At 66.0% G+C, this 24722-nt stretch carries 25 protein-coding genes; 16 read left to right on the top strand and 9 right to left on the bottom strand.

All coding sequences use genetic code 11. The features are described from left to right. Positions 1-13: 13 nt before the first annotated feature. Positions 14-694 carry a DUF4956 domain-containing protein gene (locus H9L13_RS05590; protein WP_187539754.1) on the top strand — a complete coding sequence of 227 codons (681 nt, stop codon included), beginning with the start codon at positions 14-16 and terminating at the stop codon, positions 692-694. Between the two features lie 3 nt (positions 695-697). Here the strand turns inward: H9L13_RS05590 and H9L13_RS05595 are convergent, their stop codons facing one another. Beyond that, on the bottom strand, positions 698-1717 hold the full coding sequence (locus H9L13_RS05595) for a hypothetical protein (RefSeq protein ID WP_187539756.1): 1020 nt from the start codon (positions 1715-1717) through the stop codon (positions 698-700). Positions 1718-1719: 2 nt separating this feature from the next. Then, complete coding sequence (locus H9L13_RS05600) at positions 1720-2790, bottom strand: metallophosphoesterase (RefSeq protein WP_187539758.1); 1071 nt, start codon at positions 2788-2790, stop codon at positions 1720-1722. A gap of 166 nt (positions 2791-2956) precedes the next feature. On the opposite strand from H9L13_RS05600, the gene H9L13_RS05605 reads away from it, so the two are divergent. The 3 genes from H9L13_RS05605 (at position 2957) to H9L13_RS05615 (ending at position 6101) form a co-directional block, all read left to right on the top strand. Continuing rightward, a complete protein-coding gene (locus tag H9L13_RS05605) occupies positions 2957-3706 on the top strand; it encodes a Bax inhibitor-1/YccA family protein (RefSeq protein ID WP_187539760.1) in 750 nt (249 codons plus the stop codon). A 113-nt stretch (positions 3707-3819) separates the two neighbouring features. Further along, positions 3820-4626 carry a hypothetical protein gene (locus H9L13_RS05610; RefSeq protein WP_187539762.1) on the top strand — a complete coding sequence of 269 codons (807 nt, stop codon included), beginning with the start codon at positions 3820-3822 and terminating at the stop codon, positions 4624-4626. 41 nt (positions 4627-4667) lie between these two features. Beyond that, entirely contained in the window at positions 4668-6101 is a 1434-nt protein-coding gene (locus H9L13_RS05615) for a M48 family metalloprotease (protein ID WP_187539764.1), read from the top strand. Here H9L13_RS05615 and H9L13_RS05620 read toward each other — a convergent pair whose 3' ends face one another. The 3 genes from H9L13_RS05620 to H9L13_RS05630 all read right to left on the bottom strand — a co-directional run bounded on the left by H9L13_RS05620 (position 6102) and on the right by H9L13_RS05630 (position 9393). Beyond that, the gene (locus H9L13_RS05620) at positions 6102-6959 is read right to left on the bottom strand and encodes a dienelactone hydrolase family protein (protein WP_235091220.1); all 858 of its coding nucleotides are present in this window, start codon (positions 6957-6959) and stop codon (positions 6102-6104) included. Next, complete coding sequence (locus H9L13_RS05625) at positions 6956-7624, bottom strand: glutathione S-transferase family protein (protein ID WP_187539766.1); 669 nt, start codon at positions 7622-7624, stop codon at positions 6956-6958. Before H9L13_RS05625 ends, H9L13_RS05620 begins: the two co-directional genes overlap by 4 nt. A gap of 62 nt (positions 7625-7686) precedes the next feature. After that, a complete protein-coding gene (locus H9L13_RS05630) occupies positions 7687-9393 on the bottom strand; it encodes a M28 family metallopeptidase (RefSeq protein WP_187539768.1) in 1707 nt (568 codons plus the stop codon). Positions 9394-9543: 150 nt separating this feature from the next. Between H9L13_RS05630 and H9L13_RS05635 the strand changes: the two genes are divergently transcribed. Beyond that, positions 9544-9672 carry a KGG domain-containing protein gene (locus H9L13_RS05635; protein ID WP_187539770.1) on the top strand — a complete coding sequence of 43 codons (129 nt, stop codon included), beginning with the start codon at positions 9544-9546 and terminating at the stop codon, positions 9670-9672. Between the two features lie 55 nt (positions 9673-9727). Here the strand turns inward: H9L13_RS05635 and clpA are convergent, their stop codons facing one another. The 3 genes from clpA to H9L13_RS05650 all read right to left on the bottom strand — a co-directional run bounded on the left by clpA (position 9728) and on the right by H9L13_RS05650 (position 13980). Beyond that, complete coding sequence (gene clpA, locus H9L13_RS05640) at positions 9728-12073, bottom strand: ATP-dependent Clp protease ATP-binding subunit ClpA (protein WP_187539771.1); 2346 nt, start codon at positions 12071-12073, stop codon at positions 9728-9730. Positions 12074-12310: 237 nt separating this feature from the next. Then, complete coding sequence (locus H9L13_RS05645; RefSeq protein WP_187539773.1) at positions 12311-12511, bottom strand: DUF1192 domain-containing protein; 201 nt, start codon at positions 12509-12511, stop codon at positions 12311-12313. A gap of 11 nt (positions 12512-12522) precedes the next feature. Beyond that, a complete protein-coding gene (locus tag H9L13_RS05650) occupies positions 12523-13980 on the bottom strand; it encodes a hypothetical protein (protein WP_187539775.1) in 1458 nt (485 codons plus the stop codon). A gap of 118 nt (positions 13981-14098) precedes the next feature. Between H9L13_RS05650 and H9L13_RS05655 the strand changes: the two genes are divergently transcribed. The 11 genes from H9L13_RS05655 to tgt all read left to right on the top strand — a co-directional run bounded on the left by H9L13_RS05655 (position 14099) and on the right by tgt (position 23760). Next, positions 14099-15100 (top strand): NAD(P)H-quinone oxidoreductase, encoded by a 1002-nt coding sequence (locus tag H9L13_RS05655; protein WP_187539777.1) that lies wholly within the window; start codon positions 14099-14101, stop codon positions 15098-15100. A gap of 124 nt (positions 15101-15224) precedes the next feature. Beyond that, positions 15225-15914 carry a DUF1013 domain-containing protein gene (locus H9L13_RS05660; protein ID WP_187539779.1) on the top strand — a complete coding sequence of 230 codons (690 nt, stop codon included), beginning with the start codon at positions 15225-15227 and terminating at the stop codon, positions 15912-15914. Between the two features lie 42 nt (positions 15915-15956). Beyond that, on the top strand, positions 15957-16199 hold the full coding sequence (locus tag H9L13_RS05665; protein ID WP_187539780.1) for an exodeoxyribonuclease VII small subunit: 243 nt from the start codon (positions 15957-15959) through the stop codon (positions 16197-16199). Beyond that, positions 16189-17103, top strand: a complete 915-nt coding sequence (locus H9L13_RS05670) for a polyprenyl synthetase family protein (RefSeq protein WP_187539782.1) — start codon at positions 16189-16191, stop codon at positions 17101-17103. Before H9L13_RS05665 ends, H9L13_RS05670 begins: the two co-directional genes overlap by 11 nt. Continuing rightward, positions 17103-17588: a pantetheine-phosphate adenylyltransferase gene (gene coaD / locus H9L13_RS05675; protein ID WP_187539784.1), complete on the top strand. Its 486-nt coding sequence runs from the start codon at positions 17103-17105 to the stop codon at positions 17586-17588. Before H9L13_RS05670 ends, coaD begins: the two co-directional genes overlap by 1 nt. A 76-nt stretch (positions 17589-17664) precedes the next feature. After that, complete coding sequence (locus tag H9L13_RS05680) at positions 17665-18252, top strand: peptidylprolyl isomerase (protein ID WP_187539786.1); 588 nt, start codon at positions 17665-17667, stop codon at positions 18250-18252. Next, a complete protein-coding gene (queA, locus tag H9L13_RS05685; protein WP_187539788.1) occupies positions 18218-19255 on the top strand; it encodes a tRNA preQ1(34) S-adenosylmethionine ribosyltransferase-isomerase QueA in 1038 nt (345 codons plus the stop codon). The genes H9L13_RS05680 and queA overlap by 35 nt, the downstream gene beginning before the upstream one ends. Continuing rightward, on the top strand, positions 19252-19764 hold the full coding sequence (locus H9L13_RS05690) for a nuclear transport factor 2 family protein (protein ID WP_187539790.1): 513 nt from the start codon (positions 19252-19254) through the stop codon (positions 19762-19764). The genes queA and H9L13_RS05690 overlap by 4 nt, the downstream gene beginning before the upstream one ends. A gap of 64 nt (positions 19765-19828) precedes the next feature. Continuing rightward, positions 19829-21187, top strand: coding sequence for an HD-GYP domain-containing protein (locus H9L13_RS05695; RefSeq protein ID WP_187539792.1), 1359 nt, complete (start codon positions 19829-19831; stop codon positions 21185-21187). Between the two features lie 92 nt (positions 21188-21279). Then, a complete protein-coding gene (locus tag H9L13_RS05700) occupies positions 21280-22509 on the top strand; it encodes a PQQ-binding-like beta-propeller repeat protein (RefSeq protein WP_187539794.1) in 1230 nt (409 codons plus the stop codon). 129 nt (positions 22510-22638) lie between these two features. Further along, positions 22639-23760 carry a tRNA guanosine(34) transglycosylase Tgt gene (gene tgt, locus H9L13_RS05705; protein ID WP_187539796.1) on the top strand — a complete coding sequence of 374 codons (1122 nt, stop codon included), beginning with the start codon at positions 22639-22641 and terminating at the stop codon, positions 23758-23760. Positions 23761-23810: 50 nt separating this feature from the next. Here tgt and yghU read toward each other — a convergent pair whose 3' ends face one another. Further along, on the bottom strand, positions 23811-24713 hold the full coding sequence (gene yghU, locus H9L13_RS05710) for a glutathione-dependent disulfide-bond oxidoreductase (RefSeq protein ID WP_187539798.1): 903 nt from the start codon (positions 24711-24713) through the stop codon (positions 23811-23813). Positions 24714-24722: the final 9 nt, after the last annotated feature.

Below are 24722 nucleotides of genomic sequence, written 5' to 3' on the forward strand. Positions count from 1 at the left end.
AGGGGGAAAGCAGATGGAAGAAACGCGGATGACAGCAGCGCGGCTGATCGGCCTGCTGGTGATTTATTACGTCGGCATCGGCCTGCTGATCTACTTCGCGCTGATGATCTGGCCGCAGTTGCGCGAATCCCTGCCCGTCGGCGGGGTCGAGCAACTGATCAGCCAGCCGTCGAAGGGCCCGCTGGAAGCGCAGGACACGATCAAGGCCGAGAATGTCGGCAACATGGGCGAGAGCCTGTTCTGGCTGGCGGTCGCGCTGGTGGGGGCGATCCTGTGTTCGATTCCCGTCAGCCGGGTGTACATGGCGGTGCGCAGCGGCGCGGAATATGACCAGAGCCTGGTCAACACGATCATCATCCTGCCGATGGTCGTCACCGGCATCGTCATCATCGTCCAGAACAGCCTGGCGCTGGCCTTCGCGCTGGCCGGCATCGCGGGCGCGGTGCGGTTCAAGAACAGCCTCAAGAGCTCGGGCGACGCGCTGTTCATCCTGTGCTCGGTGGCGATCGGGCTGAGCGCGGGCATCGGCGCGGTCGAGCTTGCGGCAACGATCAGCATCGCCTTCAACTTCGTCTTCGCATTCCTGTGGCTGACTGAATATGGCGAGCGCAAGGGGATGAAGCGCTACCTCGCCGACTATGACGGCGTCGACGAAGCGGCGCCGCCCGAGCCGGACAAGAAAAAGAAGGAATAGGCCTTAGCCGATACAGGTCTTGAGCAGCTTCCCGCTGTCAAGGTCCTTGAAAAAGCCTTCGAGATAGCTCGCGGCCTTGGCCTGCGTCTTGGGCTCCATGCCCGGGATGCTGGCGAGGATGCCGATCAGCTGGGTCCGCTTGGCCGAAGTCGCCGCCGCGAATGCCGCCGAATGGGCGTTATGGGCGCAATAGCCGCGATATAGCCGCTGGCGGACGTTGTTGACCTTGATCCCTTCCGGCGGCGTTGCGTAGGGCGCATCGACCAGACCTGAGAAGTCGAAGTCATAGGGCACCGGCTGATATTGCGTTGCCCCGGGCGCGGCGACCAGCCGGCCATTGTGGCAGCAGCCTTCTTCCGGCGGCCCGGCGCGCATCGACCAGTCGAGGTTGCCGATCATATAATTGAAGACGGCGAAACGCGCGCCGGCGCTCGGCTCGATCTGCGCCAGGGGAACCATCGCCCCGGTGTTCGCCTTCACCACGCCGTTGCGGCGGGCAACGTCGTCGATATCTTCGATGAAGAAACCGACCCGCGACGTCACCGGGCGGCCGCTGTCGTCGACATAATCGATATTGGCGAGCCGTGCGCGGAAGCTGAGCGGGGTCATCGCGTTGTAGAGGCGATAGGCGGCATATTCGAGCAGCACCTTCTGCTGGAAATCGGCCGAGCCCTTGCAATGCGTGACCAGCTTCAGCCGGCCCTGGCCTTCAAACAAGGTTCCGGCAGGGGGGCGTTGCGGGAATTCCACGCGCAGCGGCGGGAAGGAGCAGATGTTGCTCATCTTGCGAGTGATCCCGCGCGGGGTGAGCATGATCGGGAAGCTGGCGCCCGTATCCTTCAGCGTCAGCGTGCCCGGCCGGGCGTTTTCCGACCTTTTCGAGGCAAGCGAGTTGATGGGCCCGCGGATGACGAGGTTGATCGGCGCATCGCTTGCGAACAAGGGCGTTGCCGGTGCGGCGGTTTGCGCCCCCACGGGCGCTGCCAGTGCCAAAGCGGCGGACCCAATCAGCCAGTTCCCCATTGTCACCTCCCTGCTTGTGCCGGCGCTCCTGACCTTGCGACATTATGCGTCGTGACCCGTTCGCCGACGATTTCGACATACGCCAACTGCCCGCCGTAATGGCGTGCGTTGCCAGTATCTGCGCGGATGAGGCGGCCGTTGGCGCTGACGATCACGCCGCGCAGCGAGGGCGTGTGACCGACCACCATCCGCTTGGTGCCGGTGGCCGCGAGGACGGCGGTCAATTCGTCATCCTGCGAGAGCCGGGGCTTGCCCGCCAGCGCCCGCGCGGCGTCCCCATCGACGCGGGGATCGCGCGTGACCAGGCCGCGGTACCAGAGCGGTCCCAGCGCATCGGAGAGCACCGAGGTTGGGGCAGCTTCGGCCCGGGCCATGGCGGCAGCCACGCGCCGGTTGACCTCGTCGATGCCGAGCGCGGCATATTGCGAGCTGAGACCGCCGTGGACGAACAAGGTCTCGCCGATCTTGACGACCGCGGGGTTGGACGTCGCCCACCGTCCGATCGTCCCGCTTGGGGCCCATGCGGCGCGATGCTCGACCCAGCCGAGCGGGGTCTTCTCCAGCCATTCGTCGCGGATTGCCGACGGCGACATGCTCGGATTGTCCTTGCGCGCCGCCGCTTCGATCTGGCGCCGGTTGGCAATGTAGACCCGTTCGCGGCGCGCCTGCGACCGCGCGTCGCGGAAGGCGGCGAACTCCCCCGGCGTCGTATAGCGCAGGTCGCCGAAGACGTTCATCGCCTCATGATTGCCGAGGACAATGACGACACGTCCGCCGGCGGTCATGGATTCGCGCTGCAATTGCTGAAGGTTGCGGATGATCCTGAGGGAATCAGGGCCGCGGTCGGTGAAGTCGCCGAGCTGGACGAGGGTGGCGGTGCCGCCAATCCATTTGCCCGCGGAATCGGTCAGTTTGGCGGCCTGCGCGATCGCTGCCCAGGCCGCATAATCGCCGTGCAGGTCGCCGATGGCGACGATGCGGGCGGGTGCCTGCCGCTGGGCGGCGGCGGGCACCGCGCCAAGCGCCAGCGCGCAGAACAAGGCGATAATTACGCGAACGATACGATAAACCACACCCGCTCCCCGCCCGTCGTTCCGGCGCCGGACTGTCGCACTGTGGGACGCCAGAGGCAATGGCCCTGCCGCGCTCCGTCGTGTTTCGCTTGAATCCCCTCTGTGCTTCACCGATATTGTGGAGGCGCGAGACGGAGCCCACTGCTCCGGCGCAGAGGAGTAGATAATGGCCAATTGGCAAGACCCGCAAACGACGACAGGGGTGAACCCCGCCGCCGCAACGGTCGGCGTTCCGCGCGCTGCCCGCGATGCGGGCCTCCGGTCGTATATGCTTTCGGTTTACAACTATATGGCGTCGGGCGTCCTCCTGACGGGCATCGTCGCCATGCTGTTCGCGCCTTATGCGCGCGACGTACTGATCAACCAGGCCGGCACGGGCATGAGCCTGATGGGCTGGGTGATCATGCTGTCGCCGCTGGCGTTCGTGATGGTCATGAGCTTCGGCATGCACCGCATGCAGACGGCGACCCTGCAGTTGCTGTTCTGGGCCTTCGCGACCGTGATGGGCCTGTCGATGTCGACCATCTTCATCACCTACACCGGCACCTCGATCGCCCAGACCTTCTTCGCGGTCGCAGCGGCGTTCATGGGCCTGTCCTTGTGGGGCTACACCACCAAGAAGGACCTGAGCGGCTGGGGCACGTTCCTGATCATGGGCGTGGTCGGCCTGTTGGTGGCGATGGTCATCAACATCTTCCTGAAGTCACCGGCGATGCAGCTGGCGATCAGCGCCATCGGCGTGCTGATCTTCGCCGGCCTGACCGCCTACGACACGCAGAAGATCAAGAGCATGTACGCCTATGTCGCGGGTACCGACATGATGGGCAAGGTCGTGATCATGGGGGCGCTCAACCTCTACCTCGACTTCGTCAACATGTTCACCTTCCTGCTGAGCTTCATGGGCAACCGCGAATAGCGGCGGCGTCCGAAGCAAAGAGGCGAGGGCCGTCCGGGCGACCGGGCGGCCCTTTCTTTTGGCGGCAGGCGGCGTAAATTCGTGGATGGGGGAAGGCCGCACAGGGGGGAAGAATGCCGTACCGTCACGCGCACTGGTATCTGCTAGCGCTATTTCCGTTCATCGGCCTCGCCTTCTGGCCGCAATATCTGTCCCAGATCACGACCGCGTCGATGGAGCTGCACGCCCACGGCATCACCGCCACCCTGTGGCTGATCCTGATGATCGCGCAGAGCTGGACGATGGCGCGCGGCCAGCGCGACACGCATCGGTCGCTCGGCGCGCTGAGCCTGGTGCTGTTTCCCTTGTTCATGGCCGGCGGGGCGAGCATCTTCATGGGCATGGCCGACCGCTTCGCGATGGGCCTGCCGTTCCACGTCCTGTTCGCGGCCAAGCTTGCCTGGCTCGACATCGTCGCGGTGGGCGGGTTCGCCTTCTTCTTCTTCGAAGCGCTTCGTCTTCGCCGCAAGGTGCATCCGCACGCCGGGTACATGCTGGCGACGGTCATCTTCCTTATTCCGCCAATCTTCGGGCGGCTGTCGGCGATCCCGCTGGGCATCGGCGGGCCGGAGGACCTGCCGCGGCTGGAAATCGGCTTCCAGGCCGCCAACCTTCTTGCCGCCGGAATCGCTTTCTTCGTCGCCTATCGCCGCCGGCCGCACGGGCGGCCGTTCGCGATCGCCGGCCTGCTGACGATCCTGGCGTCGATCCTGTTCGCGGTGATCGGCGGATCGGCGGCGTGGCAGGACTTCTATGCGCGTCTTGCCCCGCTGCCGACCGCGCCGTTCGCGCTTGCCGCTGGACTGGCGGGGGTCGCAATTGCTTATGCGGGGTGGGTCGCAGGCAAGCGCAGCGGGCCGCCGCGGGCGCTTCCGGCCTGACCGCCGGAACCCGGGCGGGCAGCCGCGCGTCCAGCACGCCAATGCGTGCCCGTTTCCTTGCGACCCTGGTGATGGCCGGCGCCCTCACGGCATGCGGCGGCGCGCCCGACGGCCCGGCGGTGAGCGACGCCGACCGCGCGGCCGGCGCCAAGGCGCATGAGCAGCTCCTGACCGAATTCGGCGGCGCCTATAGCGGAGACGAAGCCACTTATGTGAAGCGCCTGGGCGAGACCATTGCCGGCGCCGCGGGGCTCGATTCGCAATGCACCTTCACCCTGGTCAACAGCGACGTGGTCAACGCCTTCGCGGTGCCCGGCTGCTATATCTACGTCACGCGCGGGCTGATGGTTTTGGTCAACAGCGAGGCCGAACTAGCGGCGGTGCTGGCCCATGAAGTCGGCCATATCAACGCGCGCCATTCGCAGCGCCAGCAAAGCCGGTCGCTGTGGCGCCAGCTTGGGGTGATCGCGGTCGGCGTGCTGACCGGATCGGAGCGGCTGACGCAGATCGCCGGCGCTGCGGCGGGACTGTTCACACTGCGCTATTCGCGCGCCCAGGAGTTCGAGGCCGACGATCTTGGCCTGCGTTATCTGCGCGCGGCCGGCCACGACCCCTATGCGTCGGCCGACATGCTGGCGACGCTTGGCCGCCACGAGCAATATCTGGCGCAAACGCGCGGCCGCGACGAGGCCAAGAGCATCCCCGAATGGGCGCGCACCCATCCGCTCAGTGGCAACCGCGCCGAACGCGCGCGCGCGGCGGCGGCGGATACGGGCATCAGCGACGGGCAGGTCGCCGAGCATGAGGCGCGTTATCTGGGGGCGTTGGACGGGATGCTTTACGGTGACGATCCGGAGCAGGGCTTCGTCATGGGCCGCGCCTTTGCTCACCCGGTGATGCGCATTGCCTTCGAAGCGCCCGAAGGCTTCACCCTGACCAACAGCCCGCAAGCGATCCTGGTCGAAGGGCCCGACGGCATGCGCGGCGAATTCGCCGGCGGACCGATGCCCGCAGGCGGACCGGCGGCCTATACCGAGCAGGCGCTGCAGCAATTGCTGCGCGGTGCGCAGGTCAGCGGCGCCGAATCCCGGCCGGCGCGGATCAACAGACTCGACGCGCTCATCACTCGCGCTGCCGTGCGCAGCGGCAACGAGCAGGTGTTGCTTACGATGGCCGTCTATGATGCCGGGCAGTCGGGATACCATTTCATCATGCTGTCGAAGGACGGCGCCCCGGCGCCGCTCGACGCCCTGTTCGGATCCTTCCGGCTGATCGGCCAGGCGGAAGCGAACGCCCTGCGCCCGCGGATCATCGACACCGTCCGCGCCGGGCCGGGCGACAATTGGCGGACGCTCGCCGCGCGGATGGCGAGCGACGACAAGCTTGGGCATATCCTGATGCTCAACGGCCGGCGGGAAGACGAACCTCTGCGCCCAGGAGAACCGGTCAAGACCGTCGTCTACGGCACCCGCTGACTAGAGATACTGGCGGAAGAAGCGGAGCGTCCGCGCCCAAGCCAAATCGGCCGCGGCCTTGTCGTAGCGTTCGGCCGAGGTGTCGTTGTTGAAGGCGTGGTTGACCCCGTCATAGAGATAGAAGCGCACCGTCTTGCCCGCGTTGCGCAGCGCGGTGACCCAGGGAAAGCCCGTGCGATTCACGCGCTCGTCGAGGCCGGCGAGATGGATGGCGAGGGGCGCGACGACCTTGCTTGCTTCGGATGGCTCCGGCGCCGGGCCGTAATAGGACACGCCGGCGTCGAGCTTGTCGCCGGCCGCCACGGCGAGCCGGTTGACGAAGCCGCCGCCCCAACAAAAGCCGACCGCGCCGACCTTCCCACCGCGGCTCGACCGCGCCAGCTCATCGAGCATGGCGATGGCGTCATTGACCGACTTGCCGAGGTCGAGCTTGCCGATCGCTTCGCGCGCCGCATCTTCGTTCGCCGGCGTGCCGCCCTGGAGCGACAGGAAATCGACCGCGACCGCGCGGAAATTGCCGAGCGCGAGGCGCCGCGCGACGTCCCTGGTGTGCGCGTTGAGGCCGCGATTTTCGTGGATGACGATGATGGTCGGCTTGAGCGAGCGGCTGCGCGGCTCGGCCACATACGCAGTGTAGCCATTGGCGAACTTGTGCGTGCGCGTGGTCAGTCGGCGGTCGTTTTCCGCGACGACCGCGGCAGCGGCGGGGGAGGCGGCAATGCCGGCGATCAGCATTTCCGCGGCGGCGACGCTGCCGGCCAATTTGACCATGTCGGCCATGAAGGCGCGGCGATCGGTGCCTTCGTGGGTGAAGCGGTCGTAAAGGGCGATCGCCTGCTGGCGAAGGTCGTCGGTCACTGGGCGCTCTCCGTCGGTTGTTGCTGCTTGGCCTGCATTTCGGCGATGAGCTTGCCGTCGATGGCCTTGGCGCGCTGGTAAGCCTCACGCTGCGCCAGGCGGTCGCGGTAGGCAAGGAATGGGTCGAGCTTGGGCATGGTGCCGAATTCGACGCCCCACATCACCTGGCTGCCGACATAGACGTCGGCGGCGGTGAAGCGGTCGCCGCAGACATAGTCGCGGGTGGCGATATGCCCGGCGAGCGCGTCCATCGCCCGATCGAAGCTGCCATAGCCGAACATCCGTTGCTGTTCCGGTGTCGGATCCCACTTGGCATAATGGTTGGTCACCGCATGTTCGACCGGGCCGGCGGCGAAGAACAGCCAGCGGTAGTAATCGGCCTTCTCGTCGTCCCGCGGGGCAAGACCCGCGGCCGGGAAGACGTCGGCGAGATAGGCGCAGATTGCCGCCACCTCGGTCACGACGGCGCCGCCGTGGACGATCGCCGGCACCTTCCGCATCGGGTTGACCCGGGCGTAATCGTTGTCCTGCATCACCGCGCTATTGTCGCCCAGGACGGCATAATCGACGATGCGCTGCTCGTACGGCGCGCCTACTTCTTCGAGCATCCAGCGGACGATTTGCCCGCGCGACATCGGATTGGTGTAAAAGATGAGGTCGGCCATCTCGTATCTCCCGGCGTTGGCAGCCGTTGGCCTAGGCCCGACTGGGGCCGATCTCCACCCCTTTAGCGGCCGCGCTCGCCGCGTCCAGGGGCCGGGGCGGCAGGCGCGCCGGGACCCCCGCGCTCCCCTTCGCTACGGTCGCGGATTGCGCGGAATTCGCTGCCCGCATCCCATTGCGGCCAGTCCGCCGAATTGGCCAGGCGATAACCGACATTGTGCAGCAATTGCGCATCCTGGACAAACCCGCTCCAGTTCCAATTGGGGTCAAATTCGTCATCGGGCTGGTGATAGCGCTTGGCGGTGTAATCGGCGGCCAGCGCATCGCCGCGCGCGGTGCCGCCATCGATCAGGTTGCGGCCCGGGGTGAAGCTCAGCGCCGGAACGCCCGCCTTGGCGAACGGGAAGTGGTCGGAACGGAAGAAGCTGCCCGCTGCAGCGCCTGGATCGGGCGTGAAGGTGCGGCCCTGGCGGCGACCTTCGGCAACAACCATGTCGAGCAACCCAAACTTCTCATTGCCGCGCGCGCTGAAATCGCGTGCCCGGCCGTTCACGCCCATTACGTCGGTGTTGAGGATGCCCGCCGTCCGGGCGAGTGGGAAGAGCGGGTTACTGACATAATATTCGGTCCCGAGCAGGCCTTTTTCCTCGGCCGCGACGGCGAGGAACACGACCGATCTTTGGGTGCGCGGGCGCTTGGCGAAGGCGCGCGCCTGTTCGATCAGATGCGCGACCCCGGTGGCATTGTCGATCGCGCCGTTGAAGATTCGGTCGCCATTGGCGTCGGGCAGGCCGATGCCGAGATGGTCGTGGTGGGCGCTGTAGATGATCGTTTCATCGGGGCGGGTGCGGCCCGGCAGCATCCCCGCGACATTGTACGAATTGATGACCTCGGTCTTGGCGTTGAGCGTTGCGCTGAGCGTTGCCTTCAAGTCCATCGGCTGGAAGTCGCGGCGGCGCGCGGCCTGCTTGGCGGCTTCGAAGTCGAGGCCGGCGTTGCGGAACAATTGCACCGCGGTGTCGCGCTGGATCCAGCTTTCGAACGGCGTATGCTCGGCCGCCGGGTTCGGGCGCACGACATCGAACATCGTGATCGTGTTCGAATTCTTGACCGTCGCCCAGCCGTAGGAGGCCGGGACGGTTTCATGGACGATCAGCACGCCCGCGGCGCCGCGCTTGGCGGCTTCCTCATATTTGTAGGTCCAGCGGCCGTAATAGGTCATCGCCTTGCCGCCGAAATTGCCCTCGCCGCCTTCGAAATCGGGATCGTTGACGAGGACGACGATGATCTTGCCGCGAACATCCTGGCCCTTGAAATCGTCCCACTGCCGCTCGGGCGCGGACACGCCGTAGCCGGCGAAGACGATCGGGGCATTGGTCAGACGGACTTGGCTCTGGCCATTGGTCGGGGCGCGCACGGCAATTTCATTGCCCTGCGTCAGCCGCATGCCGCCGCCAGCCGACTGAATGGTGACGACCGGATCGGCGAGATTGTCCGACTTGAGCAGGGGCACGCGCTGGGTCCAGCCGCGCCGGCCATTGACCACCTCACCGCCGGGCTGGAGGCCGGCAGCGGCGAATTGCTTGGAGATGTAGTCGACCGTCATCTGCTCGCCGCGGGTCGAGGGGGCGCGGCCCTCGAAACTATCGTCGCTGAGCGTCCGGACGTGCTGCGCAATGCGCGCCTGATCGAACGTCGCCTGCTGCGCGGCGGCGGGGACGCCGGCGAGGGCGAGTATGGCGGCGGTGACGGACAGGGACTGGGAGGTCATCGAACGGCTCCTTGCAACTTGAGGTCGCCTCCGCCCATGCCGCTTCGGCGGCGCAAGGGAAAGACCCCGATTTTCTCGCTAACCTAAAGCAACGTCGGTGAGCCTTTCCCGACTACGGTTGTTGGCACGGCGTCGAGGAAAGGAGGCGTCATGGCCGAGGCGAAGAAAGCCAAGAGGGGATTTGCCGCGATGAGCCCCGAAAAACAGCGCGAGATTGCCAGCTTGGGCGGAAAGGCCAGCCACGGCGGCGGCCGCCGACCGGCGTCTGCCAAGAGCTGAAGGGAGGCGCCGGACGACGTGCGTCGCCCGGCTCCAAATCTGGCCAGCGTGACGCTTATTCCGCCGCGGGAGCGTCGTCGCTGGCTTTTTTCTTCGTCGGCTTGTCGGCCTTGGGCTTGGCCGCCTTGCCTTTGGCCGCCTTCGGCGGAGCGGGGACGATTTCGAACGCCGGGGCATTGTCCTTGATGCGGACCTTGACCTCGCCGCCGTTGACCAGCTTGCCGAACAGCAATTCCTCGGCGAGCGGCTGCTTGATCTTCTCCTGCACCAGCCGGCCCATCGGGCGCGCGCCGTAGAGCTTGTCGTAGCCGCGCGTGGTCAGCCATTCGCGCGCTTCGTCGTCAAGCTCGATATGGACGTTGCGGTCGGCCAGCTGCAGCTCGAGCTGGAGGATGAACTTGTCGACGACCCGCGCCACGACGGCCGGCGGCAAGTAGCTGAACGGCACGATCGCATCGAGACGATTGCGGAATTCGGGCGTGAACATCTTCTTGACCGCATCTTCCTGCGCATCCTCGCGGCTCGCCGCGCCGAAGCCGATGCTTTCGCGCGCCATGTCCGACGCGCCGGCATTGGTGGTCATGATGAGGATGGTGTTGCGGAAATCGACGGTCTTGCCGTGGTGGTCGGTGAGCTTGCCGTTGTCCATCACCTGCAGAAGGATGTTGAACAAATCGGGGTGCGCTTTCTCGATCTCGTCGAGCAGGAGCACGCTGTGCGGATGCTGGTCGACCGCGTCGGTCAGCAAACCACCCTGGTCGTAACCGACATAGCCCGGCGGCGCGCCGATCAGCCGGCTGACCGAGTGGCGCTCCATGTATTCCGACATGTCGAAGCGCTGCAGGGGGATGCCCATGACGCTTGCCAGCTGACGCGCGACCTCGGTCTTGCCGACCCCGGTGGGGCCGGAAAAGAGGTAGTTGCCGATTGGCTTGTCGGGATCGCGCAGGCCCGCGCGCGACAGCTTGATCGCCGACGCGAGCTTCTCGATCGCCAGGTCCTGGCCGAACACGACGCGCTTGAGATCGGCTTCGAGATGCTGGAGCACCTGTTTGTCGTCCGACGACACCGATTTGGGCGGGATCCGCGCCATGGTCGCGACCACGGCCTCGATTTCCTTGGTCGTGATGACTTTCTTGCGGCGCGACGGCGGCACCAGCATCTGCATCGCGCCGACCTCGTCGATCACGTCGATCGCCTTGTCGGGCAATTTACGGTCGTGGATGTAGCGCGCGCTGAGTTCCACCGCCGACTTGATCGCATCGGGGGTGTAGCGGACGTTGTGGTGGCCTTCGAACGACGAGCGCAGCCCGGCGATGATCTTGATCGTGTCCTCGACCGTGGGTTCGTTGACGTCGATCTTCTGGAACCGGCGCAGCAGCGCGCGGTCCTTTTCGAAATGGTTGCGGAATTCCTTGTAGGTGGTCGACCCGATGCAGCGGATTGTGCCGCTCGAAAGCGCGGGCTTGAGCAGGTTTGACGCGTCCATCGCCCCGCCCGAGGTCGCGCCGGCGCCAATCACGGTGTGGATCTCGTCGATGAAGAGGATGGCGTGAGGCAGCTTCTCGAGCTCGCCGACGACCGATTTCAGCCGCTCCTCGAAATCGCCGCGGTAGCGCGTGCCGGCGAGCAGCGCGCCCATGTCGAGCGCGTAGATGACGGCGGGCTTGAGCACCTCGGGAACGTCGCCCTCGATGATCTTGCGCGCGAGACCCTCGGCAATCGCGGTTTTCCCGACGCCGGGGTCGCCGACGTAAAGCGGATTGTTCTTGGAGCGGCGGCACAGGATCTGCACCGTGCGGTCGACCTCGGGCATGCGGCCGATCAGCGGATCGACCTTGCCGGCCTTGGCCTTCTCATTGAGGTCGACGGTGAATTGCTTGAGGGCGCTTTCCTTCTTCGCTTCTTTTTCGGTGCTCTTTTCTTCGGCGCCTTCCGGGGCGCGCGGTTCGGGCGCGGTCTCGCCCTTGCCGACGCCGTGACTGATGTAGGTCACCGCATCGAGCCGGCTCATGTCCTGCTGCTGGAGGAAATAGACGGCGTAGCTTTCACGCTCGGAGAAGAGCGCGACGAGCACGTTGGCGCCGGTCACTTCGTCGCGGCCCGATGACTGGACGTGGAGGATCGCGCGCTGGACGACACGCTGGAACCCACTGGTCGGCGTCGGGTCGGTCGCGCTGTCGGCAACGAGCGCGCCGAGTTCATTGTCGAGATATTGCTTCACCGCCGTGCGCAGATCGTCCCGGCTGACGCCGCACGCGGTCATCACCTTGGACGCATGCTCGTCATCGATCAGTGCGATGAGCAGATGTTCGAGGGTCGCATACTCGTGCCGGCGGCGGCTGGCCTCTCCCAGGGCATTGTGGAGAGTCTGTTCGAGTTCGCGAGCAAAACTAGGCATTTAGCTGGGCACTCCGGACCCGCTGAACCCCAGCGGGCTTCGGGAAGCAATGTCATACGCAGTTGCGCGGCAATCAAGGGCCGAGGGCGCGCTTATCCCCAATTTATCGTCGGTTGGGCTGCGCGGGGCTTCCTAAGCGTCACTGCAAGCCACCAACCCGCCCATCATGAATAGGCCGCGTCAGCGGCGTATCGAAGACCGTGGTGCGAATTTCGTTATGGGTCTTTGGTGCGGTGGTCAGCCCTTCTTGAACAGCTCTTCAGCGGCCGAGCGGTGCTTGGAAACGCGGTCCATGTGGGCTTCGACCCGCGTGATCTCGGCGTTCAGCGCCACGATCCGCTCGGCCAGTTCGTCCTGCGACATGGGATCGAGGTCCTGCTTGGCGAGCGCGTTGAGCGGATCGTCAGGTTTGCTCGGAAACAGATCGTCAAGGTCCATGGCGACGCGTTCTACATCGCCTCCCGGCGGAAGTGAAATGTGCCCCCGCTGTGGACGAACTCGAGCCGGTCCCCTGCAGGCCGCACCGTGATCACCCCGTCGGTGTCGAACAGGAACGCGGGATACCAATGGTCCTGGTTCTTGGGACAGCTGCTGAGGTCGGGCTTGGGAAGGGTCAGTTCGAGCACCCGCCCGGCAAAGCGATAGCTGCCTTCGGCACGGGCGCAGGGCATGGCGGCGACCGCACGTCCTTCGCGCAGATCGAGCGTGAGCACCTTTTCGCCGAACTCGAGCGTATCGCCTCCGGTCATCCGCCAGCGGCCAGTGATCGCGCTTGGCGGTAAGTCCTGGCCCGCAATGCCAGTCAGGCGGCGGTGCGCCTCAATCGCGGTCACGGTCGGCAGGCTGGCGGATTGCGAGCGGAACGCATCCGCGATCCGCCCGCGCACAAGGCGCGCGGGAGTGACCTCCGCCACCTCGGGAAGAACGGCAAGTCTGCGCCAGATTGCGTCGTCCCCGACGATGCCGACAGTCGTGAATCTCGGCAAACCGGCCTCGGCCGGAGCATCGAGCAGCGCAAGTATTGCGCGGGCGTAGGTCATCCATGCACTGTCGTTGGCAAGGTCGCGGACAGCGATCGTATCGAGCAGGGTGGCGACATGCGCCTTGAGCAGTGCCGGGTTCGTCGTGCGCGCACCGGCCCAGCGCGCGGCGTCGGTGATGAGACCATCGTAAGCAATGTCGCTGCCCAGGCGGTAGTCGGCGGAGACCCCATTGCGCACAAGCGTGGCGGAGAACGGTATGGCTTTCGCCTGGCCGAGCAAGCGGGAGACCGCGGTGGCGTCCAATGCTCGGCGGAAGCGGACGAATGCGTGTCTGGGTGCGACTGGCGCATCGGCCGGTATTGCCGACGTACGCGGCGGTTCGCGCAAATAGCTGAGTTGGCGCGCCCAGTCGTCGTTCGGCCACAGCGGGGCGGCGGCGATCGCCGTTCCACGGCGCGCGTGCGCTCCGGCGTGGAATTCGACCGCGCCAAGGAGACGGCCGTCGGCTTCGCGCAGCACGACATAGGTCTGACCGGCCTTCGCCATCAGGGCTGGCGGATCGCAGCTCGTCATGCCGGCTGGCGGAAGCGCGCTTGCCTCACGCACGCTTTCCCATGGCTCGATGCGGCCTTTGTCGTCGACCCAATGGCTGAGCGACCAGCCTGGACCATTGGACCCGTCGAGACCGCCGAACAGGATGAAGCGGTCGGACGACTGCCCCTTCCATCGGTCAATGACGCGGAAACTGATTGCCTTGGCCCAAGGACTGACCTTGCCATCGGGACCGCGAACATCGGCAGCACCCTCGGCCATGGCAAGATCGATGAAGGTCGCGGCGGCACCCATCTTGCGGGCAAGGAATTGCGCACTTGGCCCGCCGACGGGTTCGGGCGCGAACTCATATTGGCAGGCCATCGCCGGCATAGCGCCCCCTAGGAGAGCGGCAGCGAAGGCCCTGACAAATATCACGCGCAAAAGGCCTTTCGCCAGACAGAAGGCGGTCGCATAACCCGTCTTTTCTTGCGTCAGGATGAAGGCACAGATGGCGGGACCGACCTCCACCATGCGCGCGATCGTCGCGCCGCAGCCCGATGGCGCGGAGGAACTGGTGCTGGTCGAGCGGCCGGTGCCGCGGCCGGGCGCGGGCGAGGTGCTGATCCGCGTCGCGGCGGCGGGGATCAACCGCCCGGACATCCTGCAGCGGCGCGGGCTCTACCCGCCGCCGCCGGGCGCGCCCGACATCCTCGGGCTCGAAGTGGCGGGCGAGATCGTCGAGGCAGGGGAGGGCGCGGAGCCGTTCGTCGGCCAGCGCGTCTGCGCGCTCGTCGCGGGCGGGGGCTATGCCGAATATTGCATTGCGCCCGCAGGCACCTGCCTGCCGGTGCCCGATGCGCTGACGCTGATCGAAGCGGCGGCAATGCCCGAGACGCTGTTCACCGTCTGGGTCAATCTGTTCGAACGCGGGTTCGCTGCGGACGGCGATTGGGTGCTCGTCCACGGCGGCACCAGCGGAATCGGCACGATGGCCATCGCGCTCGGCCAATTGTTCGGCCTCAACGTCATCGTAACCTGCGGCAGCGACGCCAAATGCGCCGCGGCGCTGGAGCTGGGGGCGAAAGCGGCGGTCAACTACCGCACGCAGGATTTCGTCGAAGTCGCGCGGCGGCTGAGCGGCGGCGACGGGGTGGCGGTCGTGCTCGACATGGTCGGCGGCGACTATCTGCCGCGCAACCTCGCCGCGCTGGCCGACGACGGGCGCCACGTATCGATCGCCTTCCAGCGCGGGGCCAAGGCCGAAATCTTGATCCCCGACATCATGCGCCGACGGCTGATGCTGACCGGATCGACGCTTCGTCCGCGCTCGATCGACTTCAAGACGATGGTCGCGGACGAGATCGGCAAGGCCGTCTGGCCCTATGTCGAGGGCGGACGCCTGAAGCCGGTGATCGACCGCGTCTATCCGCTTGGCGAGGCAGCTGTGGCGCATGCGCGGATGGAAGCGGGCGAACATATCGGCAAGATCGTGCTCAGCATCGAATCATAGCGCCTTGCCCCCGGGGCGGGGCGGGTTTACATCGCGCGCCAAGCCGGCCGCTCCGTGAAGGGGCGGCCCTATTCGTTTTTGACGCTGGAGAATTTTTGTCATGGCCCAGTCCGTGCAGCCTCTGATGCCCCATGCGACCGCCGCCTGGCTGGTCGAGAACAGCTCGCTCACCTTCGAGCAGATCGCCGAATTTTGCGGGCTCCATATCCTCGAGATCCAGGCGATTGCCGACGATACGGCGGCGACCAAGCTGACCGGGCGCGATCCGATCCGCGCCGGCGAGCTCACCCACGAGGAAATCGAGAAGGGCCAGGCCGACCCCGATTATGTCCTCCAGATGCACAAGGCGCCCGATCCGGTGCGCCGCACCAAGGGCCCGCGCTACACGCCGGTCAGCAAGCGCCAGGACAAGCCCGACGGGATCGCCTGGATCATCCGCAACCACCCCGACGTGACCGATGGCCAGATCAGCAAGCTGATCGGCACCACGCGCACGACCATCGCCGCGATCCGCGACCGCAGCCACTGGAACATCGCCAACATCACGCCGAAGGACCCGGTAACGCTCGGCCTGACCAGCCAGCGCGAGCTCGACGCCGCCGTGGCCAAGGCGGCCAAGGCGAAGGGCATCGAGGCGCCGGTCGATACGCGCTTCGAGGGCGATCGCGATGCCCTCATCGTGCAGCTGCGCCAGGAGCGCGAGCAGCATGCGCGCGACGCCGAAGCGGCACTTGCCGCGGAAAGCGGCGAGCCGCAGCCGGACGATATTTTTCCCGGCATCCGCGACCCGTTCAAGCCGACGCCGGCGGCTTGAGCGCGCCTTGATTTGGGCCCGGCGGTCGCTCATTGCTGAATCATGGACGCTGCGGACGCCAGCCAGCTGAGTTTCGAGGATGCGCTCAAGCGCCTCGAGGAGATCGTGCGCACGCTCGAGAAGGGCGAGGCGCCGCTCGACCGATCGATCGAGCTGTACCAGGAGGGTGACCGGCTGAAGCGCCATTGCGAGGCGCGGCTGCGCGATGCCCAGGCACGGATTGAGCAGATCTCGCTCGGCAGCGATGGGCAGCCGACCGGGCTGCGGCCGTTCGATGCCGGTTGAAACGATCGACCGCAGCGCGACCGACATGAAGGCCGAAGCCGCTCAGGTTTCGGCGGACATCGACGCCTTTTTCGATGGCTTGCTGACCCCCGTCCAGGACGGGCGCGAGCGTCTGTTCGCGGCGATGCGCCATGCCGCGCTGGGCGGCGGCAAACGCCTTCGCCCCTTGCTGACGGTCGCCGCATCGCGCCTGTTCGCGATCGACCGCGACCGTGCGTTGCGAGTCGGCGGGGCGATCGAGGCAATCCACGTCTATTCGCTGATCCATGACGATCTGCCGTGCATGGACGATGCCGAGCTGCGCCGCGGCAAGCCTACGGTGCACACGGTCTTTGGGGAGGCCGATGCGGTGCTTGCCGGCGACAGCCTGCACGCGCTGGCATTCGAGATCCTGGCCGATCCGGCGACTCATGAAGACCCGTGGGTGCGGTCCGACCTGGTGCTCGAGCTGGCGCGGGCGGCGGGCACGTCGGGCATGGCCGGCGGGCAGATGATGGACCTTGCCGCCGAGGGCCAGGCGCTCGACCTGCCGGCAATTACCCGGCTTCAGCAGCTCAAGACCGGCGCGCTGATCGAATATGCGGTCGAGGCGGCGTGCATCATGGCCAAGCTGCCCGCGGACGCGCGCACGCCCTATCGCGGCTATGCACGTAACGTCGGGCTGGCGTTCCAGATCGCCGACGACCTGATCGACCATAACGGCGACACCGCCGCGGCGGGCAAGCCCACGGGGCGCGACGCCGAGGCCGGCAAGGCGACCTTCGTGTCCCTGCTGGGCGAGGACCGCGCGCGGCAACAGGCGCAAATGCTGATCGAGCAGGCGATCGAGCACCTCGCCGATCATGGCGATGAAGCCGACCTGCTGCGGGGAATCGCGCAATATGCGGTGGCGAGGAATCATTGATGAAGACTGCGGTCTACCCCGGCACGTTCGATCCCATCACGCTCGGCCACCTCGATATCATCCGGCGCGGGGTGCATCTGGTCGACAAGCTGGTGATCGGGGTCACCACCAACCCGTCCAAGGAGCCGATGTTCTCGGTCGCGCAGCGGCTCGACATGGTTCGGCGCGAGATCACGGAAATTCCCGGCAATATCGAGGTGGTCGAGTTCGATTCGCTGCTGATGGATTTCGCCGAGGCGCAGGGCGCGTCGATGATCCTGCGCGGACTGCGCGCGGTCGCCGATTTCGAATATGAATTCCAGATGGCGGGCATGAACCAGCAATTGAACGACGATATCGAGACCGTCTTCCTGATGGCCGACGTGTCGCTGCAGCCAATCGCGTCCAAGCTGGTCAAGGAAATCGCGCGCTTCGGCGGCAAGATCGACAAGTTCGTGCCGCCCCGCGTGGCGGAGGACGTGCGGCGCCATCTCGGCCAGCGTTAAGGCGGCTTTCAGGCGCGAGGCCGCAGGCCGCGGCGGCTATTCGGGAGGGTGAAGGGTGTTTGCCAAGTCGTTGCTGATGGGGCCGCTGCTGGCCGTGGGTCTGGCCAGCGCTGCGTTCGGCCAGGCGGTGCCCTCGATCGCGCCGCCGCCGGCGGTCGCGGCCAACCCGGCGAACAAGCTGACGCTCAGCCTATCGAACGGCGGCACGGTGGTGATCCTACTGCGCCCCGATTTGGCGCCCAACCACGTCGCGCGGATTCAGTCGCTGGTACGGCGCGGCTTCTACAACGGCCTCATCTTCCACCGCGTTGTGCCCGATTTCATGGCCCAGGGCGGGGACCCGACGGGGACGGGCGAGGGCGGATCGGACCTGCCCGACCTCAAGGCCGAATTCACCTCGGTCCCGTTCCTGCGCGGGACGGTCGGTGCAGCGCGCACCGAGGCGCCGGATACGGCCAACAGCCAGTTCTTCATCATGTTCGTGCCCAACGCCAATCTCGACGGTAATTACACCGTGCTGGGCCGGGTGATCTCGGGCATGGACGCGGTCGACAAGATCGCGCCGGGCGAGCCGCCCGCCGAGCCCACGAAAATTGTGACCGCGAAGCTGGGGGCTAAGGCCCGCGTGCATGCGCGTTGCCGACTTCGATTTCGACCTTCCTAACGATCGGATCGCGCTTCGCCCCGCGCGGCCGCGGGATAGCGCGCGCCTGCTAAAGGTCGCCGGCGGTGTCATTTCCGATCATGAGGTGCTCGACCTTCCGGGCATGCTCCGGCCCGGTGACGTTCTGGTGTTCAACGATACCAAGGTCATTCCCGCGCAGCTCGAGGGGAGGCGCGGGGAGGCGTCGATCGGCGCCACGCTGCACAAGCGCGAAGGGCCGCGCGAATATTGGGCGTTCCTGCGTAATGCGCGCCGCGCGCGGGTCGGTGACGCGATCGATTTCGGCGCAGGGGTCGCGGCTTCGGTGGTCGAGAAGGCCGACGATGGCTCCGCCCTGCTCTGTTTTCATGGCGAGGAACCGCTGGAACTGCTGCTCGAACGCGCGGGGCAGATGCCGCTGCCGCCTTATATCGCCAGCAAGCGCGCGATCGACGATGCCGACCGCGCCGACTACCAGACTTTGTTCGCGCGCGAAGAGGGGGCGGTGGCGGCGCCGACCGCGGCGCTGCACTTCACCGACCGTCTGATCGCCGCGCTCGATGCGCGCGGCGTGAAGCGCGAAACGCTGACCCTGCACGTCGGCGCGGGCACCTTCCTTCCGGTCAAAAGCGAGACTGTCGCCGAACATCGCATGCACGCCGAATGGGGGCGGATCGATGCGGCGACGGCCGAGCGCCTCAACGCCGCGCGGCGCGCGGGCGGGCGGATCGTCGCCGTGGGCACGACTTCGCTACGCTTGCTGGAAAGCGCGGCGGGCGACGACGGCAGCATCGCGCCGTTCGAAGGCGATACCGCAATCTTCATCACGCCGGGCTATCGCTTCAAGGCGATCGACGGGCTGATGACCAACTTCCATTTGCCGCGGTCGACATTGTTCATGCTGGTCAGCGCACTCATGACCATCGGCACTATGCAGCGCGCCTACGCCCATGCCATCGCGAATGGATATCGATTCTACAGCTACGGCGACGCCAGCCTGTTGCTGCCGGGTGGAGACGCATGATGCGATTGCGACGGACGACGGCCGGACTGATTGCTCTTGCGGCGGCCTGCCCTGCGTTCGCGCAGGCCGATCCCCATGCCGGCCACACGCAGCATGCCCCGGCGGCGACGCCTGCCGTCGATCCCGACATCGACGCCTTCGTCTGCACCTATTTCGGAACGGTCGAGAAGGGCGATCCGGCCGAAATCCTGGCGACGATCGACCAGGATTTCGTGATGAAACGGCCGACCGGCGCACCGATCACCGACCGCGCGCAGCTGCAGCAGGCGCTTGAAGCCCTGCGCGGGCGGGTGCAGCAGACGATCCGCTGGCAGACGCTGGAGACTCATGTCCACGGCGATTGGGCATGGGCGCGGGTCGCGGAAACATCGGTGCACAAACCGCGCGCGGGCGGCACGCCACGAACGTTCGACGGATCGCATCTGATGATCCTGCGCAAGGACGGCGGTCGGTGGCTGTTGCATCGCGATTATGGCGCGCTGAACGCCGGGCCGGCGGCAACGCGCTAAGCTTTCGCTAACCATCTTCGTTAGGCGGCCATGCGCATCGGCCGGTTAACATGGGCGTTGCCGAATGCTGCACCAGGTCATCCTTCCGCCGTCAACGGCCACTGCCGTCACCCGCGCCGAAATCGTCGCGGCCTTCAGCTATGCACTCGACATCACCGAGGGGCAGCCCGCCGGCCATTGCATCCGCGCCTGCTGGATCGGCTTCCAGGTCGGGCGCGAACTCGGGCTTAGCGACGCCGAGCTCAACGACCTTTATTACACGCTGCTGCTGAAAGACCTCGGCTGCAGCAGCAATGCCGCGCGCATTTGCGAGCTTTACGAAGCCGACGATCGCGCCTTCAAGCAGGGCTACAAGACGGTCGGCAACAGCCTCGCCGCGACGCTGCACTTCGTCTTTGCCAAAACCGCGCAGGGCCGCCCGGCGCTGCGCCGCGCGGCGGCGATCGGCAACATCCTCAAGAATGGCGATGCAATCGCGCAGGAACTGATCGTCGCGCGCTGCACGCGCGGCGCCGACATCGCGCGCTCGCTGCGCTTTTCGGACGCAATATGCGACGGCATCTACCGCCTCGACGAACATTGGGACGGGTCAGGACGGCCGGGCCGGCTGCGCGGCGATGCGATCCCGCTGGCCGCGCGGATCGCGCTGCTGGCGCAGGTGGTCGACGTGTTCCACACGCATGCGGGGCGTGCGGCGGCGATGGACGAAGCCACGCGACGTTCCGGGAACTGGTTCGACCCCGAACTGGTCGTTGCGCTGCATCGCGTCGCAAACCGCGACGGCTTCTGGGCGACGCTCCGATCGCCGGTGATCGAACAGCGCGTCGTTCGGCTTGCGCCCGAAGCGGAAGCCATTTCGGTCGACGACGCTTATCTCGACGCCATCGCCGCTGCCTTCGGCCAGGTGATCGACGCCAAGAGCCCGTTCACGTCGGGACATTCGGGCCGCGTCGCCGATCTGACCGACGCGATCGCCGCAAAGATGGGCATGCTCGGCCCGCGCCGGGCGTGGCTGCGCCGCGCCGCCTTCCTGCACGACATCGGCAAGCTCGGCGTGTCCAACGCCATCCTTGACAAGCCCGCCGGCCTCAACAGCGACGAATGGGTCGAAATGCGCGCGCACGCGGCACATACGCGCGCGATCCTCGGCCGGATCGGCGTGTTCGTCGACCTCGCCGACGTCGCCGCGGCGCACCACGAGCGGCTCGACGGTTGCGGCTATCCGCTCGGCATCGGCGAAGCGCAAATCTCGCGCGAGACGCGCATCATCACGGTGTGCGATTTCTACGATGCGCTAACCGCCGACCGCCCCTACCGCAGCGCGCTGCCGGTCGAGGAGGCGCTGCGGATCATGCAGCAGGAAGTCGGCCGCGCGATCGATCCGCAATGCTTCGAAGCGCTACGTGCGATCGCCGAAAGTTGATTGAATGTTTGGCTGCGGCGAAGGGGGCCACGCTGCCTGTAGGCCGCTTCTGATCATGCGCGTTTTGCGCTATACAGAAGCGGGGGTGTCTGATGTCACCACGCTGCCTGCTGATGCTCTCGCTGCTCCAGTTACTGGGCTGCACTGGATATGGCGGGCCAAGCAGGTGGAACCAGTTTCACGGCGACATCGGCAACAGCGGTCAGAAATTCGTCGCGACCATCCCGCCCGCGACAACCCGCAATTTTCAGCTGGCCCTTTCGGGTCGCGAGATCGTGTCGTCGTCCGTGGTCGCGCCAAGTGGCGATGTCGTCATCTCTACCTTCGAGCCGCCAATGCAGCCCGGCGGCCGGCGAAGCGCGCTCCATATCCTGACACCCGGGAACACGCCGTCCGTGAAATTATCCTACCAGGGTGATGGCCAATTCTCGACCGCCGCGATCGACGATGCCGGAAATATTTACGTCGTGCTCGACCCTCCTGGCGAAGGCGATTGGGTGTTGCTCAGCCTCAATCCCGCAGGCCAGCTGCAGTGGCAGCGGAATTTCCGAAGCAACGGGCGCGCATTCGGGCCGCCTAAACTTTTACCATATCCTGGTGGGTCGATTCTGGTCGTGCCGAGCGCAGGCAACAAGATCAGCATCTTCAACGACCGCGGCGACCTCCTGCGGTCGGACTTTGTATGCGTGGTCGTGGAAGGAGGGTTGCGCAACCCGTTCGAGTTTAAGGTTCGCCCACTTGAATTCCCGCCGCCCTACTTTGAGGGCCCGGTGCCCGGCCTTGCGGTGTTCGAGGATAGCGGACCCCGAAACGTCTACATGGCGATCCCGATCAATCGATGCGGGATCGCCTTTTATCAACTCCAGCTTGGCGCGACCGTCAAGGACATGCCTAGACTTATTCCAGCACCCAACCAGCACATCGAGGATGTGTATTATCGCTCGGCCGCGATTTCAGCCGACGGCGTGGCGATCGTTAGCGCCAGCGACGGAGAAGTGACCGGCTTCAACATTCGCACCGGGAAGCAGATCTTCAACCGCGCGCTAATCCGGCCCGAATATGGGGCGGAGATTGCATTCCTGCCGCTGGCGATCAACTTCGCCTATCTCCTGACCGACGAGAAACTTCACAAGGTCGATATCACGACCGGCATCGACGTCATTCCCGCAATACCCGTCTTGCACGGCTACGGCCTGGTGAGCAGCGCATCCTATTTGCACGTGGTCAGCGAAGGAAGATCAGAACCTTCGATTTCGACCTGCAACCTATCAACGAGCTGGACTATCCGCTGCAAAATCGCCCGCCGGCGCTCGGTCCGTTAGGGGAGCTGTACCTGGCTGGAAAGGATGCCGTGCTTCACGTGTTCCGTCCGACCAATTGAGGGCGGTCAGGGGCTGAGATAGCTTCAGGGCTGTTGGCGGTTCCTGCGCCGCTCCTCTAGGAGCGCGCGGGTGAGCAGCCTGACTTTCACTATTTCCGCCACCGACGGGGCCGCGCGCGCCGCCACTCTCGCCACGCCGCGCGGCGAAATCCGGACGCCGGCGTTCATGCCGGTGGGGACGGCGGCGACGGTCAAGGCGATGCGGCCGGGAGAGGTGCGGGCGAGCGGCGCGGACATCATTCTGGGCAATACCTATCATCTGATGCTGCGACCGGGCGCGGAGCGGGTTGCAAAGCTGGGCGGGCTGCACCGCTTCATGGGCTGGGAGCGGCCGATCCTCACCGACAGCGGCGGATACCAAGTGATGAGCCTCAGCGACCTGACGAAGGTTAGCGAGGAGGGCGTGTCCTTCGCCAGCCACCTCGACGGGTCGCGGCGCATGCTGAGCCCGGAGCGATCGATGGAGGTGCAGAGCCTGCTCGGCTCGGACATTGTCATGGCCTTCGACCAATTGGTGAAGACGACCGACACGCCCGAGGCGCAGCGCGGGGCGATGGAGCGGTCGATGCGCTGGGCGCGGCGCTCGCGCGACGCGTTCGACGCGCTGGGCAATGCGGGGGCGCTGTTCGGAATCCAGCAGGGCGGGCTCGACGAGGCGATGCGCGCGGAGTCCGCTGCCGCGCTGATCGACATCGGGTTCGACGGTTATGCAGTCGGCGGGCTCGCCGTGGGCGAGGGGCAGGAAGCGATGTTCGCGACGCTCGACTTCGCGCCGGGCCAGCTGCCGGTGGATCGCCCGCGCTACTTGATGGGGGTCGGCAAGCCGGACGACATCGTCGGCGCGGTGGTGCGCGGGATCGACATGTTCGATTGCGTGCTGCCGACGCGGTCGGGGCGGACGGGGCAGGCGTTCACCGCCGACGGCCCGCTCAACCTGCGCAACGCGCGGTTCGCCGAGGACGCGGAGCCGATTGAGGCGGGCTGTGACTGTCCCGCCTGCACGAGTTTTAGTCGCGCCTACGTCCACCACCTCGTCAAATCGGGCGAGATTCTGGGCGCGATGCTGATGACGCAGCATAATCTGTGGTTCTACCAGCGGCTGATGCAGGGGCTTCGTGATGCGATCGGCGAAGGGCGATTGACGGCGTTCGCGGTCGCGTTTGTCGAGCGTTATTCGTCATCGCGAGCGTAGCGAAGCGATCCAGCGTGTGGATTGCTTCGCTCCGCTCGCAATGACGGGCTTCAGATCGCGTCGTCCTTGACCGCCTCGGCGCTATTCGCCGCGCCCTTGATCTTGTCTTCGGTGCGCAGGTCGAAGTCGCTGGCGTCGTGGCGCTCGTGGAGTTGCTCGCGTTCGTCGCCGGTCAGCTTGTTGACGATGCGGCCGCGCCTGACTGCGGGGCGAGCGTCGATCGCTTTCGCCCAACGCATGACATGCGCATATTCGTGCACGGCGAGGAATTCGCTGGCGCCTTCGTAGGTGCGGTTCAGCGCGACCCCGCCGTACCAGGGCCAGATGGCCATGTCGGCGAGCGAATAATCGGCGCCGGCCACATATTCATGTTCGGCGAGGCGGCGGTTGAGGACGTCGAACTGGCGCTTGGCCTCCATCGCGTAGCGGTTGATCGGATATTCCTGCTTGGTCGGCGCGTAGGCGAAGAAATGGCCGAAGCCGCCGCCGAGGAAGGGCGCGCTGCCCATCTGCCAGAACAGCCAAGACAGGGTTTCCGCGCGCTCGGGGCCGGACGTGGGAAGAAATTCGCCGAACTTTTCCGCGAGATAGACGAGAATCGCGCCGGATTCGAAGATGCGAACCGGTTCGGGACCGCTGCGGTCGACCAGCGCGGGGATTTTGGAGTTGGGGTTGATGTCGACGAAGCCGCTGCCGAACTGATCGCCATCGCCGATACGGATCGGCCAGGCGTCATATTCGGCGTCGGGATGGCCGCGTTCGAGCAGTTCCTCGAACATGATCGCCACCTTTTGCCCATTGGGCGTGGCGAGCGAATAAAGCTGGAAAGGATGCTTGCCGACCGGCAGCGGCTTGTCATGCGTGGCGCCGGCGATGGGGCGGTTGATGCTGGCGAACCGGCCGCCGCTCGGCGCGTCCCAGGTCCAGACCTTGGGCGGGATATAGTCGGTCATTGTGCAGTC

Source organism: Sphingomonas lutea (genome assembly GCF_014396785.1).
Classification (GTDB): domain Bacteria; phylum Pseudomonadota; class Alphaproteobacteria; order Sphingomonadales; family Sphingomonadaceae; genus Sphingomicrobium; species Sphingomicrobium luteum.

What these genes read in the sequence shown, in the direction of transcription:
- H9L13_RS05590 (WP_187539754.1), top strand. Translation starts at nt 14, where the DNA reads ATGGAAGAAACGCGGATGACAGCAGCGCGGCTGATCGGCCTGCTGGTG.
- H9L13_RS05595 (WP_187539756.1), bottom strand. Translation starts at nt 1,717, where the DNA reads ATGGGGAACTGGCTGATTGGGTCCGCCGCTTTGGCACTGGCAGCGCCC.
- H9L13_RS05605 (WP_187539760.1), top strand. Translation starts at nt 2,957, where the DNA reads ATGGCCAATTGGCAAGACCCGCAAACGACGACAGGGGTGAACCCCGCC.
- H9L13_RS05610 (WP_187539762.1), top strand. Translation starts at nt 3,820, where the DNA reads ATGCCGTACCGTCACGCGCACTGGTATCTGCTAGCGCTATTTCCGTTC.
- H9L13_RS05615 (WP_187539764.1), top strand. Translation starts at nt 4,668, where the DNA reads ATGCGTGCCCGTTTCCTTGCGACCCTGGTGATGGCCGGCGCCCTCACG.
- H9L13_RS05625 (WP_187539766.1), bottom strand. Translation starts at nt 7,624, where the DNA reads ATGGCCGACCTCATCTTTTACACCAATCCGATGTCGCGCGGGCAAATC.
- H9L13_RS05630 (WP_187539768.1), bottom strand. Translation starts at nt 9,393, where the DNA reads ATGACCTCCCAGTCCCTGTCCGTCACCGCCGCCATACTCGCCCTCGCC.
- H9L13_RS05635 (WP_187539770.1), top strand. Translation starts at nt 9,544, where the DNA reads ATGGCCGAGGCGAAGAAAGCCAAGAGGGGATTTGCCGCGATGAGCCCC.
- clpA (WP_187539771.1), bottom strand. Translation starts at nt 12,073, where the DNA reads ATGCCTAGTTTTGCTCGCGAACTCGAACAGACTCTCCACAATGCCCTG.
- H9L13_RS05645 (WP_187539773.1), bottom strand. Translation starts at nt 12,511, where the DNA reads ATGGACCTTGACGATCTGTTTCCGAGCAAACCTGACGATCCGCTCAAC.
- H9L13_RS05650 (WP_187539775.1), bottom strand. Translation starts at nt 13,980, where the DNA reads ATGCCGGCGATGGCCTGCCAATATGAGTTCGCGCCCGAACCCGTCGGC.
- H9L13_RS05655 (WP_187539777.1), top strand. Translation starts at nt 14,099, where the DNA reads ATGGCGGGACCGACCTCCACCATGCGCGCGATCGTCGCGCCGCAGCCC.
- H9L13_RS05660 (WP_187539779.1), top strand. Translation starts at nt 15,225, where the DNA reads ATGCCCCATGCGACCGCCGCCTGGCTGGTCGAGAACAGCTCGCTCACC.
- H9L13_RS05665 (WP_187539780.1), top strand. Translation starts at nt 15,957, where the DNA reads ATGGACGCTGCGGACGCCAGCCAGCTGAGTTTCGAGGATGCGCTCAAG.
- H9L13_RS05670 (WP_187539782.1), top strand. Translation starts at nt 16,189, where the DNA reads ATGCCGGTTGAAACGATCGACCGCAGCGCGACCGACATGAAGGCCGAA.
- coaD (WP_187539784.1), top strand. Translation starts at nt 17,103, where the DNA reads ATGAAGACTGCGGTCTACCCCGGCACGTTCGATCCCATCACGCTCGGC.
- H9L13_RS05680 (WP_187539786.1), top strand. Translation starts at nt 17,665, where the DNA reads ATGGGGCCGCTGCTGGCCGTGGGTCTGGCCAGCGCTGCGTTCGGCCAG.
- queA (WP_187539788.1), top strand. Translation starts at nt 18,218, where the DNA reads ATGCGCGTTGCCGACTTCGATTTCGACCTTCCTAACGATCGGATCGCG.
- H9L13_RS05690 (WP_187539790.1), top strand. Translation starts at nt 19,252, where the DNA reads ATGATGCGATTGCGACGGACGACGGCCGGACTGATTGCTCTTGCGGCG.
- H9L13_RS05695 (WP_187539792.1), top strand. Translation starts at nt 19,829, where the DNA reads ATGCTGCACCAGGTCATCCTTCCGCCGTCAACGGCCACTGCCGTCACC.
- H9L13_RS05700 (WP_187539794.1), top strand. Translation starts at nt 21,280, where the DNA reads ATGTCACCACGCTGCCTGCTGATGCTCTCGCTGCTCCAGTTACTGGGC.
- yghU (WP_187539798.1), bottom strand. Translation starts at nt 24,713, where the DNA reads ATGACCGACTATATCCCGCCCAAGGTCTGGACCTGGGACGCGCCGAGC.